This window comes from Variovorax sp. FW301-JW7, from assembly GCF_058788795.1.
Genome location: NZ_JBYTBC010000002.1, coordinates 726453 through 739405, shown reverse-complemented (window position 1 = coordinate 739405; position 12953 = coordinate 726453). Strand labels below are relative to the sequence as shown.

The following is a 12953-nucleotide window of genomic DNA, read 5'->3' as shown; positions in this document are numbered from 1 at the left end:
CTGTGCGCGGCGGCGGCCTTCTTTGCGATGGCACATGCGTTCCGGCATGGTGACTTCGTTCGCGTGACGCTGCTGCTTGATGCCGTGCCGCCGAAGGTGCGCCGCGTGCTCGACGTCGCCTGCCTGCTGGTCGCCGCCGTCTCGGTGGCCTACCTGACGTACTGGGCCACCAGCTTCACGTACGAGAGCTACGAGTTCAAGGAGATGGCCACGGGCCTGCTCGTGATCCCGATCTGGATTCCGCAATCGAGCTTCGTGATCGGCTGCTGGCTGCTCTTGATCGCCATGGTCGACGAACTCGTCGGCGTGGTGCGCGGCGAGAAGCCCAGCTACCAGCGCGCGGTCGAAGAGCGCCACGCAGCGGGCGACTTCTCTTCCGACGTCTGAACGACAACGACAACAACAACAACAACCAAGACACCCGATGCTCGAAACCCTTCTGATGGGCGCGCTGCTGCTCGGCATCATGCTGTTGCTGCTCGCCGGTGGCGTCTGGATCGCCATGACTCTGGCCATCGTCGGCTGGGTCGGCCAGGCCTTCTTCACCAACACCCTGCCCGGCAAGAACCTGTTCTCGGCCTTCTGGGAAAGCAACGCGAGCTGGGAGCTGGCGGCCCTGCCGCTGTTCATCTGGATGGGAGAAATTCTCTTCAGAACCAAGCTCAGCGAGGAGATGTTCGAAGGCCTGCGCCCGTGGCTCAACCGCGTGCCCGGCCGGCTCATGCACACCACCATCCTCGGCTGCGGCGTGTTCGGCTCGGTCTCGGGCTCGTCGGCCGCCACCTGCGCCACCATCGCCAAGGTGGCGCTGCCCGAACTCAAGCGCCGCGGCTACGACGAGAAGCTGGCCATCGGCTCGCTGGCCACGGCCGGCACACTGGGCATCCTGATCCCGCCGTCGATCACGATGGTGGTGTATGCCGTGGCGGCCGACGCCTCGATCATCCGCATCTTCCTGGCCGGCTTCCTGCCGGGCTTTTTGTTGATGCTGCTGTTCTCGGGCTACATCGCCTGGTGGAGCCTGCGCCATCCCGACAAGGTGCCGCCGGCCGACCCGCCCACCACCTTCATGCAGAAGATCCGGCTGTCGGGCAACCTCATTCCCTGCGCGCTGCTGATCGTGTTCATCGTCTGGGTGCTGGTGGCCGGCTGGGCCACGGCCACTGAGTGCGCGGCCTTCGGGGTGCTGGGCTCGCTGGCCATCGCCGCCTACGGCAAGAGCCTGACCTGGAAGAACTTCAAGGACGGGATCATGGGCGCCACGCGCACCAGCTGCATGATCATGTTCATCCTGGCCGGCGCCGCATTCCTCACCAAGACCATGGCCTTCACCGGCATCCCGCGCGAGCTGGCCGAGTGGGTCGACAGCATGCAGCTGTCGCCCTATGCGCTGATCGGCGCGCTGGTGGTGGTGTACCTGGTGCTGGGCACGGCGCTGGACGGCATCTCGATGATCGTGCTGACCAGCGCGGTGGTGCTGCCGATGATCCAGAAGGCGGGCTTCGACCTGGTCTGGTTCGGCATCTTCATCGTGCTGCTGGTCGAGATCGCCGAGGTCACGCCGCCCGTGGGCTTCAACCTGTTCGTGCTGCAGAACATGACAGGCAAGGACAGCAACGTGATCGCCAAGGCGGCCATCCCGTTCTTCTTCTGCCTCGTGCTGTGCATCGCGCTGATCACGCTGTTCCCGGGTATCGTCACGATCCTGCCCGATCTGGTGATGGGCAAGGAGAAATGACAGTGCGACGACGACAAAGGAACGGATGCCTCCTCTGCTGCCGGTACTAGCGATCTGCGTGGGCGCCTCGTGCGGCGCCCTCGCCCGCTGGGGCCTGGGCCTGTGGCTCAACACCGGCGGCCCCGTGCCCTACGGCACGCTGGCCGCCAACCTCGTGGGCGGCTACCTCGTCGGCGTGGCGGTGGCCATCTTCCAGGCGCTGCCGCAGCTCGACCCGGTGTGGCGCCTGCTGCTCATCACCGGCTTCCTCGGCGGCCTGACGACCTTCTCGAGCTTCTCGGCCGAAGTGGTCGCGCTGCTGCTCGGCGGACGCCCCTTGCTGGCGCTGGGCACCGGCCTGCTGCACCTGTGCGGTTCGCTGGTGCTGACCTGGCTGGGCATTCGCAGCGTGCAGCTCGTGCTGGCTTCGTGACAGCGAAAAAACTGCTCGACCTCCTGCGGTTATAGACAGGGGTTCTTCAGAGGGTCGGTCGATAGAATCGACCCCAATGCCCCTCGCCCTTCTCGTCGCACTCCCCTTTCTTGCCAGCGTGCTGGCCGCGTTGATGCCGTCCAACGCGCGCAACCGGGAGTCGACCCTTGCAGGGCTCGTCGCATTGGGCTGCGCGATCCAGGTCGCCTGGCTCTTTCCGCAGATCGCACACGGCAACGTGCTGCGCCAGGAAATCGAGTGGCTCCCCGCCCTCGGCCTGAACCTCGTGTTCCGCCTCGACGGCTTCGCGTGGCTGTTCTGCATGCTGGTGCTGGGCATCGGCGCGCTGGTGGTGCTCTATGCGCGCTACTACATGTCGGCCTCCGACCCGGTGCCGCGCTTCTTCTCGTTCTTCCTCGCGTTCATGGGCGCGATGATGGGTGTGGTGCTCTCGGGCAACCTGATCCAGATGGTGCTGTTCTGGGAGCTCACCAGCCTCTTCTCCTTCCTGCTCATCGGCTACTGGCACCACCGGCGCGACGCGCGGCGCGGGGCGCGCATGGCGCTCACCGTCACCGGTGCCGGCGGGCTGTGCCTGCTGGCCGGCGTGCTGGTGCTGGGCCGCATCGTCGGCAGCTACGAGCTCGACATCGTGCTGGCCTCGGGCGACATCATCCGCGCGCACGCGCTGTACCCGGTGGCGCTGGTGCTGATCCTGCTCGGCGCATTCACCAAGAGCGCGCAGTTCCCGTTCCACTTCTGGCTGCCGCGCGCCATGGCCGCGCCCACGCCGGTGTCGGCCTACCTGCACTCGGCCACCATGGTGAAGCTGGGCGTGTTCCTGATGGCGCGGTTGTGGCCCGTGCTCTCGGGCACCGAGCAGTGGTTCTGGATGGTGGGCGGCGCGGGCGCCATCACGCTGCTGCTGGGCGGCTTCGCGGCCATGTTCCAGCGCGACCTGAAGGCGCTGCTGGCCTACTCGACCATCTCGCACCTGGGCCTCATCACGCTGCTGCTGGGCCTGAACAGCCCGCTGGCGGCGGTGGCGGCAGTCTTCCATGTGATGAACCACGCGACCTTCAAGGCCTCGCTGTTCATGGCGGCCGGCATCATCGACCACGAGACCGGCACGCGCGACATCCGCAAGCTCAGCGGCCTGATGCGGCTCATGCCCATCACGGGCACGCTGGCCATCATCGCCAGCGCCTCGATGGCCGGCGTGCCGCTGCTCAACGGTTTTCTCTCGAAGGAAATGTTCTTCGCCGAGACGGTCTTCATCCAGGCCACGCCCTGGATCGATTTCAGCCTGCCGGTCATCGCCACCCTCGCGGGCATCTTCAGCGTGGCGTACTCGGCGCGCTTCGTGTTCGACGTGTTCTTCGGCCCGCCCTGCGGCCCCGACGTGCCCAAGCCCCCGCACGAGCCGCCGCACTGGATGCGCGTGCCGGTCGAGCTGCTGGTGCTGGTGTGCCTGGTGGTGGGCGTGGCGCCGGCCTGGTCGGTCGGCCCGATGCTCGCGGCGGCGGCCACGCCGGTGGTCGGCGGCACGCTGCCCGCCTACAGCCTGGCCGTGTGGCACGGTTTCAACCTGCCGCTGATGATGAGCTTCGTCGCGCTGGCAGGCGGCGCCGTGCTCTACCTGCTGCTGCGTCGCCCGCTGGGCAGCGGGCGCCTGGAGCACACGCCGCTGCTGCACCGTTTCGACGGGCAGGTCGTCTTCGAACACCTGATCGCGCTGCTGAGCGAAGCCGGCCGGCGCAGCCGCCGCCTCTTCGGCACGCGGCGCCTGCAATGGCAGCTGCTGTGGCTGGTGGTGGTGGCCGTGGCCGGCGCCGCGGCGTCGCTGTGGGCCACGCCGGCCGATCGCGGGACGCGCGAGCTGCTGCCGTTCTCGCCGATGTTCGCGATGACCTGGCTCATCGGCTGCACCTGCGCCGTGGCCGCCGCCTGGCAGGCCAAGTTCCACCGGCTCGCGGCGCTGATGCTGGCCTCGGGCGCCGGGCTTGTCTCGTGCGTCACGTACATCTGGTTCTCGGCCCCCGACCTCGCGCTCACGCAGCTGGTGGTCGAGGCCGTGACCACGGTGCTCATCCTGCTGGGCCTGCGCTGGCTGCCGATGCGCAGCAAGGACGTGGTGCAGCCCGCGCGCATGCGGCTGCGGCCCTGGGGCCGGCGCGGGCGCGACCTGCTGGTGGCCACCGTCGCCGGCTGCGGCATGGCGGCGCTGGCCTGGGCCCTGATGACGCGCACCTTCCCGCAGAGCATCTCGCCCTTCTTCCTTGAACGCGCGCTCACCGAAGGCGGCGGCACCAACGTGGTCAACGTGATGCTGGTCGACTTCCGCGGCTTCGACACCTTCGGCGAGATCACCGTGCTGGGCATCGTGGCGCTCACCGTGTATGCGCTGCTGCGGCGCTTCCGCCCGGCCATCGAATCGATGGCGCTGCCGATCCAGCAGCGCCTGCAGGTCGACGACGGCAGCAGCGACCTGCTGAACCCGCGCCGCGCCACCGACTCCGCCATCGGCTACCTGATGGTGCCGGCCGTGCTGGTGCGCCTGGTGCTGCCGGTGGCTGCGCTGGTGTCGGTGTATTTCTTCATGCGCGGCCACAACGCGCCCGGCGGCGGTTTTGTCGCGGGGCTGGTGATGTCGGTCGCGCTGGTGCTGCAGTTCATCGTCTCGGGCACCGAGTGGGTGGAAGAGCACCTGCGCATCTACCCGCGCCGCTGGATCGCCATCGGCCTGCTGTTCGCGCTGGCCACCGGCGGCGGTGCGATCGCGTTCGGCTACCCGTTCCTCACCACGCACACCGCGCACCTGCACGTGCCGCTGCTGGGCGACATGCACGTGCCCAGCGCCCTCTTCTTCGACATCGGCGTGTTCGCGCTGGTGCTCGGCGCCACCATGCTGATCCTGACCGCGCTGGCCCACCAGTCCATCCGAAGCCATCGCTGGGCCGACGAACAAGAAGAGAAAGAAGCGCAGGCGCGCGCCGCCGCCGAAGCCGAAGAAGCGGCGGCCACCACCGGGGGGGCCCGCTGATGGAAATCGTGCTGGCCATCGCCATCGGCGTGCTCACCGGGTCGGGCGTGTACCTGCTGCTGCGCCCCCGTACCTTCCAGGTCATCATGGGCCTGACGCTCATCTCGTACGCGGTCAACCTGTTCATCTTCAGCATGGGTCGGCTCAAGGTCGACAGCGAGCCGGTGCTGCTCGAAGGCTTCAAGGCCACGCTGGCCAACACGGCCGATCCGATGCCGCAGGCGCTGGTGCTCACGGCCATCGTGATCGGCTTTGCGATGACCGCCCTGTTCCTGGTCGTGATGCTCGCCTCGCGCGGCCTGTCAGGCACCGACCACGTGGACGGTGAAGAGCGGGAGGCGGTCGAATGAACGACCTCTTGCACCTGCTCGACCGCTTCCTCGAATTCAGCATGCCCCACCTGGTGGCGGTGCCCATCCTCGTGCCCATGCTCACGGCAGCGCTGATGCTGCTGATGAACGAGAACCACCGGCGCACCAAGTCCTTCCTCAGCGTGGTCTCGGGCCTGATCGGCCTGCTGGCCGCGCTCGCATTGCTGCGATGGGTGAACGCGGCCGACACCGGCGGCGGCCCGGGCTCCATCGGCGTGTACCTGCCGGGCAACTGGCGCGCGCCCTTCGGCATCACGCTGGTGGCCGACCGGCTCTCGACCATGATGGTCGCGCTCACGGGCGTGGTGGCCTTCGCGGCCTCGATCTATTCGACCTCGCGCTGGGACCGCGCGGGCGTGCACTTTCATCCGCTGCTGCAGCTGCAGCTCATGGGCCTGAACGGCGCCTTCCTCACGGGCGACCTGTTCAACCTGTTCGTGTTCTTCGAGGTGATGCTCGCCGCCTCGTACGGCCTGCTGCTGCACGGCTCGGGCCGGCTGCGCGTGCGCGCCGGGCTGCACTACATCGCGATCAACCTCGCGGCCTCGTCGCTCTTCCTGATCGGCGCGGCCATCCTGTACGGCGTGACCGGCACGCTCAACATGGCCGACCTGGGCGCGCGCATCGCCGAGCTGGCACCGGGCGACCGCGGCCTCGTGCATGCGGCGGCGGCCATCCTGGCCACCGCGTTCTTCGCCAAGGCGGGCGCGTGGCCGCTCAACTTCTGGCTGGTGCCGGCCTACAGCGCGGCCGTGTCGCCGGTAGGGGCGGTGTTTGCGCTGCTCACCAAGCTCGGCGTGTACACCGTGCTGCGGCTGTGGACCGTGCTGTTCGCGCCCGACACCGGCGCCTCGGCCGCCTTCGGGCAGGCTGCGCTGGTGAGCGTCGGGCTGGCCACGCTGTTCGTCGGCGCCATCGGCATCGTCGGCACGCAACGGCTGTCGAACCTCGCGGGCTACAGCGTGCTGGTGTCGGCGGGCACGCTGCTGGCCGCCATCGGGCTGGGCGAGCCGGCCGTGTGGGCCGGCGCGCTCTACTACATGCTGAGTTCCACGCTCGCCGTGGCGGCCTTCTTCCTGCTGATCGACATGATCGAGCGCTGGCGCAACGCGGGCATGAGCGTCGCGCCGCACGAGGCGGCGGGCAACGCACCCTTCCTGGCCGAAGACCTGCGCGCGCTCGACGACGTGAACCTCGACGACGACGCGCAGGCGCTCTACGGTCGCGCCATTCCCGCCGGCGTGGCCTTCCTGGGCCTGAGCTTCATGCTGTGCACGCTGCTGCTGGCGGGCCTGCCGCCGCTGTCGGGCTTTGTCGGCAAGTTCGCGATGCTCTCGGGCCTGCTCGACAGCAAGGTCGTCACCACGGTGGGCTGGACCTTCCTCGGGCTGCTGATCGTCTCGGGCTTTCTCTCGCTGATCGCACTGAGCCGCACCGGCATCCGCCATTTCTGGACGCAGCCCCACGCCACCATGCCCTCGCTGCCCGCGCTCGAGGTGCTGCCGGTGGCGGCCCTGCTCGCAGCCTGCGTCGCGCTCACCGTCTGGGCCGAGCCCGTGATGCAGCACGCCCAGGCCACCGCCGGCGGGCTGCGCACGCCCACCGCGTACCGCGAGGCCGTGCTCGGCGCCAAGCAGAAGCCCAACCCGGTGCCCGCGAAGAAAGAGGAGGCCAAGCCATGAAGCGCTTGATGCCTTCCCCACCGCTGTCGTTCGCGCTGTTCGTCATCTGGCTGCTGCTCAACCAGTCGCTCGAAGCGGCCACGCTGCTGTCGGCCGCGGTGCTCGCCATTGCCGTGCCGCTGATCACCAAGGGCCTGCGGCCCGCCAGGGTGCGCATGCGCCGGCCCGGCGTGGCGCTGCGGCTGTCGTTCCTCGTCACCTTCGACATGCTGAAGTCGGCGTACGACGTGGCGCGGCTGCTGCTCACGCACCGCACCGCCGACATCTCGTCGCACTTCGTTCAGATCCCGCTCGACATGCGCGACCCCAACGGCCTCGCCGTGCTCGCGATGATCATGTGCCTCACGCCCGGCACGGCCTGGGGCGAAGTCTCGTTCGATCGCACCACGCTGCTGATCCACGTGTTCGACCTCGAGGACGACGCGGCCTTCATCGCCCTGATCAAGACCCGCTACGAACGTCCGCTGATGGAGATTTTCGAATCATGACGCCTGTTCTCTTCTGGGCCCTGAAGGCCGCGCTCTTCCTGCTGGCCGTGGCCATGCTGTGCGCGCTCTTTCGCCTGCTGGCCGGTCCGTCCGCGCAAGACCGCGTGATGGCGCTGGACTGCCTCTACATCAACGGCATGCTGATGATGCTGGTGCTGGGCATCAACTACGCGAGCAGCGTGTACTTCGAGGCGGCGATGCTGGTGGCGCTGTTCGGCTTCGTGGGATCGACCTCGATCGCCAAGTTCCTGCTGCGCGGGGAGGTCATCGAATGAGTGGCACTGCCCTGCCCCTGTGGGCCGAGATCATTACTGCCATATTCGCGGTGCTCGGCGCGGCCTTCGCGGCCATCGGCTCCTTCGGCCTGGTGCGCCTGCCCACCTTCTTCCGCCGCATCCATGCGCCCACGCTGGGCGCCACGGTGGGCGCGTGGTGCCTGACGGTGGCCACCATCGCCTACTTCTCGGTGCAGGGCTTCAGCCTGTTCCTGCACGCGATGCTGATCGTGCTGTTCATCGTGCTGACGGCGCCGATCACCACCATCTTCCTGATGCGTGCTGCCCTCTTCCGCGAACGGCAGAAGGGCAACACGAAGGTGCCGCCCTCCTCCGAGTCGCGCTGAAGCGGCTTCTTCCCATCAGTTGGGCGCCATGCGCACGCCCTTGTCGAGAAACTCGTTGGTGAAGAGCGTCGCGGGGTCGTAGGCCTTGTCGATGCCGATCAGCGAGGACACGAGCTCGTAGTCGGCCTTCACGCGCGCACCGTCGAAGGCGCCGAGTGCCACCTTGGTCGTGGTGTCGTCACGCATCAGCTGCTTGATGCGGTTCCACTGGTCGCGCTGGTTGTCGGGCGTGAGGCCGCTCACGCTGGCCTGCAGCGCCTGCAAGCAGGGCTCGAAGCTCTTCACGCAGGCCTCGTAGGCACGCTGCGTCACGGCCACGAACTTCTTCACCTGGCCGGGGTTCTTCGCGAGGTAGGGGCCATTCACGATCAGCGAGTTGCCGTACACGTTCACACCCGCGTCGCGCCACGGCTGGAAGCCCAGGTCGGCGCCGAACTCGCGCGCCTTCAGGTCGTGCTCGTTGTAGAAGTCGCTGATGATGTCGACCGACTTGCTCTTCAGCGCCGCCACCTTGGCCTGCGGGCTCACGTTGACGAAGGTCACGCTGGCCGGGTCGAGCCCCACCTTCTTGGCGAAAGCCGGCCACATGAGGCGCGCGGCGTCGCCCGGCGGGTTGCCGATCTTGCGGCCCGCGAAGTCCTTCGGGCCGTTGATGCCCGAGGACTTGAGCCAGTAGAAGCCCTGCGGGCTGTTGGCGTAGATGACCATCACGGCCTTCACGTCGGCGCCCTTGCCCTTGGCCTGGATCGTGGTGGGCAGGTCGGAAATGCCCAGGTCGCTGCCGCCGGTGCCCACGCGCTGCGCCGACACGGCCGAGCCCTTGCCGGCCTCGATGTTCAGGTCGATGCCCGCCTCGGTGTACCAGCCCTTGGCCTTCGCGAAATAGATCGGCGCATGATCGGCCGTGGGTGTCCAGTTGAGCATCAGGCTCATGGCATCGGCCGCGAACGCGGCAGGGGCCGAGGCCATCAGCAGGGCGGTGGCGCCGGCGGCCGACAACAGCTTTTTCATGCGGATCACTCCAAAAGAAGGTAAAAACAGGTCCTGAAATTTATATTACCAACTGTTTGGTTGACAAGCAATACAGATCATCCAAACCGCGTTGCCACTGCCGGGAGAATCAAAACACCATGACCGCCACCAGCCCTATCCGCACCGCCCGCAGCACCGTTTCCACGAAACGCGAGCGCGACCCCGTCGCCGCCAAGCAGGCACTCATTGCTGCTGCGGTGGCCGAGTTCGCCACCAAGGGCTTCGCGGGCGCGCGCGTCGACGAGATCGCCGCCAACGCCGGGGTCAACAAGCAGCTCGTGTACCACTACTTCGACAGCAAGCAGGGGCTGTACCTGGTCGCGCTCGAATCGGTCTATGCCGAGATCCGCGAGAAGGAACAGAAGCTCACGCTCGACGAACTCGAGCCGCTGGAAGCCATGAAGCAGCTGGTGGCCTTCTCGTTCGACTACCTGGCCGAGCACCCCGAGTTCATCGCGCTGCTGGCCGACGAGAACCGCAACCACGGCGCGCACCTGCGCGAGTCGGAGCGGCTGCAGAAGATGCACTCGCCCTTCATCGAGATGCTCGAAGCCACGCTCAAGCGCGGCGTGGCGGCCGGTGTGTTCCGGCCCGACTTCGATGCGATCAACCTCTACATCTCGATCGCCGGCATCTCGTATTTCTTCTTCTCCAACAACCACACGCTGTCGGCCATCTTCGGCAAGCCGCTCGATGCACGCGGCGCGCTGCTGCAGCGGCGCCGGCACGTGATCGAGTTCGCGCTCAACGCCTTGCGGCCCGACAAGGCCGCCGCATGAAAATTATCAACTAGTTGGTTGACTCGGGTCGCGGCGACTCCTATGATTCGCCGCATTGCTTCCTAGACCCAGGAATTGAGATGACGGCACCTGATGGCGCTCTGGCGCCCCCCGCACCTGCGCCCTTGTCGGGCGAGCGCCCCGAATGGCAGCGCTGGGCCCTCGTGGTCGCGGTGCATCTGGCGGGCATCGCGCTGTGGGAGCTGGCGGTGCGGATCTTCGCGATCCAGCCTTTCATCCTGCCGGCGCCCTCGAAGGTGCTGGCCACGCTGGCCAACCCGAACTACAGCTGGCTCAAGAACACCGGCGTCACCGCGCTCGAGGTGTTCGGCGGCTACGCGCTGGGGCTGGTGCTTGGCATTCTTTGCGCGCTGCTCTTCATCACCAGCAAGCGGCTGATGCTGCTGGTGTTTCCGCTGCTGGTCACGCTCAACATGATTCCCAAGGTGGCGATGGGGCCGCTGGTGATCGTGTGGTTCAGCTACGGCATCGGGCCGAACATCCTCATCACGTTCAGCCTGTGCTTCTTCCCCATCCTGCTGACCACCATCCGCGGCCTGAACGAGACCGAGCCCGAGCTGCTCGACCTCGTGCGCGCGCTCAAGGGCTCGCGCTGGCAGCTGTTTCGCTACATCCAGCTGCCGGGCTCGCTGCCGTACGTGTTCTCGGGCATGAAGGTCGCCACCATCCTCGCCGTGGCGGGCGCGGTGGTGGGCGAGTTCATCGCCTCGGAACGCGGCCTGGGCTATCTGATGATCCAGGTCCAGGCCTCGCTGGACACGCCCGCGGTCTTCATGGCCGTGCTGCTCATCACGGGCCTGGGCGTGCTGCTCTATCTGCTGGTGCTTCTGCTGGAGCGCCTCTTCATTACCCAGGACGCAAGAATCCAATGACCTCCACGCCTGTCCTCGACGACCTGCCCTTTCCCGAGCGCTTCGAGAGCGAAGCCGCGCTTGAAGACTACCTGGCCACCCCTTCGCGCGACCTCGTGCGCGACATGGCCCGCCTCGACGGCGACCTGATGATCCTCGGCGTGGGCGGCAAGATGGGCCCCACGCTGGCCCGCCTCGCCAAGAACGCGATGCCCGGTCGCCGCGTGATCGCCGTCGCCCGCTTCAGCGAGGCCGGCGTGCGCGAAGCGCTCGAGGCGCACGGCATCGAGACCATCGCCTGCGACCTGCTCGACCGCGCCGCCATCGCCGCGCTGCCGCCGTGCGCCAACGTGGTCTTCATGGCCGGGCGCAAGTTCGGCGCCGACGCCGACAACCCGCTGACCTGGGCCATGAACGCGCACGTGCCGGCGCTGGTGGCCGAGCATTTCCACGCCTCGCGCATCGTCGCCTTCTCGACCGCCTGCGTGTACCCCTTCGTGCCCGTGACCAGCCAGGGCGCGAGCGAGAGCGACGCCCCCAACCCGCCCGGCGAGTACGCCAACTCGTGCGTGGGCCGCGAGCGCATGTTCGAGTACTTCTCGCAGCGCCACGGCACGCCCGGGCGCCTGTTCCGCCTGAGCTACGCCATCGACCTGCGCTACGGCGTGCTGGCCGACGTGGCGCTCAAGGTGTGGCGCGGCGAGCCGGTCGACGTGACCATGGGCCACGTCAACGTGATCTGGCAGGGCGACGCGAACGCGCAGGCGCTGCGCTGCCTCGCGGCGGCCACCGTGCCGACCTCGCCGCTGAACGTGAGCGGGCCCGAGACGACGTCGATCCGCTGGCTCGCCGAGGAGTTCGCGCGCCAGTTCGGCAAGCCCGTGACGATCGCTGGGCAGGAGGCCCCGACCGCGTGGCTGATGAACACCGGCGAAGCCGAGCGCCTGTTCGGCTACCCGCGCGTGCCGCTGGCGCAGCAGATCCGTTGGGTGGCCGACTGGATCTCGCGCGAGCAGCGCCAGTACGGCAAGCCCACCAAATTCGAATCGCGCGACGGCAAGTACTGAGCCCATGACCATGCCCGCCGTCGAAGCCCTCACGTCGATCACGCCCGGCATCGCCCCGATGCTCGACGCGCTGGTTGCCGCGAGCGGCTGGAACCAGACCGCGCACGACTGGCGGCTGTTCGAGCGGCTCGGCACGCTGCATGGCGTGCGTGACGAGGCGGGCCAGCTCATCGCCAGCGGCGCGGTGCTGCCGATGGAAGGCGTCGCCTGGATCAGCATGATCCTCGTGATGCCCGCCGCGCGCGGACAAGGCCTGGGCCGCGCGGTGTTCGCACACTGCCTCGACCAGGTGAAAGCCGTCGGCCTCGTCGCGATGCTCGACGCCACGCCGCAGGGCGAGCCGCTCTATGCGAGCTTCGGCTTCACGCCGCTGCGGCGGCTCACGCGCTGGCAGCGCGAGGCCACGCCCGCCACTGCATCGCTCAGCACCGACAAGCCGGCCCTCGACAGCCTCGCCGCGCTCGACGCACAGGCGCTGGGCTTCGCGCGCCCCGCCGTGCTCGCCGACCTGCTCGGCCGCGACGACACCCGCTGCGTGCGCAACGGTCTGGGCTTCGGCCTCGTGCGCGCGGGCCGCACCGCGCACCACATCGGGCCGCTGCTGTCGTCCGATGAGGCCACGGCCGCCGCGCTGCTGACGCAGGCCGCACGCGGCATCGACGGCCGCATCTATGTCGACGTGCCCGACGACCGCAAGGCCATGACCGCTGCACTGCGCGCCGCCGGCTTCACACCGCAGCGCAGCTTCGCACGCATGGCGCTGGCCACGCGCGAGGGCGCGCAGCCGCCCACCGGACACCCCGCCTTCATCCACGCCATCGCCGGCCCCGAGTTCGCCTGAGGACCT

General features: G+C 68.1%; 14 protein-coding genes. 13 read left to right on the top strand and 1 reads right to left on the bottom strand.

The genetic code is table 11. The annotated features are described in order from the left end of the window. The 9 genes from AC3WQM_RS08465 to mnhG all read left to right on the top strand — a co-directional run. The coding region (locus AC3WQM_RS08465; protein WP_492677918.1) for a TRAP transporter small permease at positions 1-387 on the top strand (387 nt) is incomplete at its 5' end. 37 nt (positions 388-424) lie between these two features. Further along, a complete protein-coding gene (locus AC3WQM_RS08460; RefSeq protein ID WP_492677916.1) occupies positions 425-1738 on the top strand; it encodes a TRAP transporter large permease in 1314 nt (437 codons plus the stop codon). Between the two features lie 25 nt (positions 1739-1763). After that, positions 1764-2150: a fluoride efflux transporter CrcB gene (crcB, locus tag AC3WQM_RS08455; RefSeq protein WP_492677914.1), complete on the top strand. Its 387-nt coding sequence runs from the start codon at positions 1764-1766 to the stop codon at positions 2148-2150. A gap of 76 nt (positions 2151-2226) precedes the next feature. After that, the gene (locus AC3WQM_RS08450) at positions 2227-5193 is read left to right on the top strand and encodes a monovalent cation/H+ antiporter subunit A (RefSeq protein WP_492677912.1); all 2967 of its coding nucleotides are present in this window, start codon (positions 2227-2229) and stop codon (positions 5191-5193) included. Next, positions 5193-5543, top strand: a complete 351-nt coding sequence (locus tag AC3WQM_RS08445; protein WP_139701839.1) for a Na+/H+ antiporter subunit C — start codon at positions 5193-5195, stop codon at positions 5541-5543. Before AC3WQM_RS08450 ends, AC3WQM_RS08445 begins: the two co-directional genes overlap by 1 nt. Beyond that, entirely contained in the window at positions 5540-7246 is a 1707-nt protein-coding gene (locus tag AC3WQM_RS08440) for a monovalent cation/H+ antiporter subunit D (RefSeq protein WP_492677910.1), read from the top strand. The genes AC3WQM_RS08445 and AC3WQM_RS08440 overlap by 4 nt, the downstream gene beginning before the upstream one ends. Then, complete coding sequence (locus tag AC3WQM_RS08435; protein ID WP_489062474.1) at positions 7243-7734, top strand: Na+/H+ antiporter subunit E; 492 nt, start codon at positions 7243-7245, stop codon at positions 7732-7734. The genes AC3WQM_RS08440 and AC3WQM_RS08435 overlap by 4 nt, the downstream gene beginning before the upstream one ends. Then, positions 7731-8009 (top strand): K+/H+ antiporter subunit F, encoded by a 279-nt coding sequence (locus tag AC3WQM_RS08430; protein ID WP_062468691.1) that lies wholly within the window; start codon positions 7731-7733, stop codon positions 8007-8009. Before AC3WQM_RS08435 ends, AC3WQM_RS08430 begins: the two co-directional genes overlap by 4 nt. After that, the gene (mnhG, locus tag AC3WQM_RS08425; protein WP_492677908.1) at positions 8006-8356 is read left to right on the top strand and encodes a monovalent cation/H(+) antiporter subunit G; all 351 of its coding nucleotides are present in this window, start codon (positions 8006-8008) and stop codon (positions 8354-8356) included. The genes AC3WQM_RS08430 and mnhG overlap by 4 nt, the downstream gene beginning before the upstream one ends. A 15-nt stretch (positions 8357-8371) precedes the next feature. On the opposite strand, the gene AC3WQM_RS08420 is transcribed toward mnhG, so the two are convergent. Next, positions 8372-9367, bottom strand: coding sequence for an ABC transporter substrate-binding protein (locus tag AC3WQM_RS08420; RefSeq protein ID WP_492677906.1), 996 nt, complete (start codon positions 9365-9367; stop codon positions 8372-8374). A gap of 119 nt (positions 9368-9486) precedes the next feature. Here AC3WQM_RS08420 and AC3WQM_RS08415 point away from each other — a divergent pair, with 119 nt between their 5' ends. The 4 genes from AC3WQM_RS08415 (at position 9487) to AC3WQM_RS08400 (ending at position 12947) form a co-directional block, all read left to right on the top strand. Then, positions 9487-10167: a TetR family transcriptional regulator gene (locus tag AC3WQM_RS08415; protein ID WP_492677904.1), complete on the top strand. Its 681-nt coding sequence runs from the start codon at positions 9487-9489 to the stop codon at positions 10165-10167. 80 nt (positions 10168-10247) lie between these two features. After that, complete coding sequence (locus AC3WQM_RS08410; RefSeq protein WP_082549019.1) at positions 10248-11060, top strand: ABC transporter permease; 813 nt, start codon at positions 10248-10250, stop codon at positions 11058-11060. Then, complete coding sequence (locus AC3WQM_RS08405; protein ID WP_487850193.1) at positions 11057-12106, top strand: NAD-dependent epimerase/dehydratase family protein; 1050 nt, start codon at positions 11057-11059, stop codon at positions 12104-12106. The genes AC3WQM_RS08410 and AC3WQM_RS08405 overlap by 4 nt, the downstream gene beginning before the upstream one ends. A gap of 4 nt (positions 12107-12110) precedes the next feature. Next, on the top strand, positions 12111-12947 hold the full coding sequence (locus tag AC3WQM_RS08400) for a GNAT family N-acetyltransferase (protein ID WP_492677902.1): 837 nt from the start codon (positions 12111-12113) through the stop codon (positions 12945-12947). Positions 12948-12953: the final 6 nt, after the last annotated feature.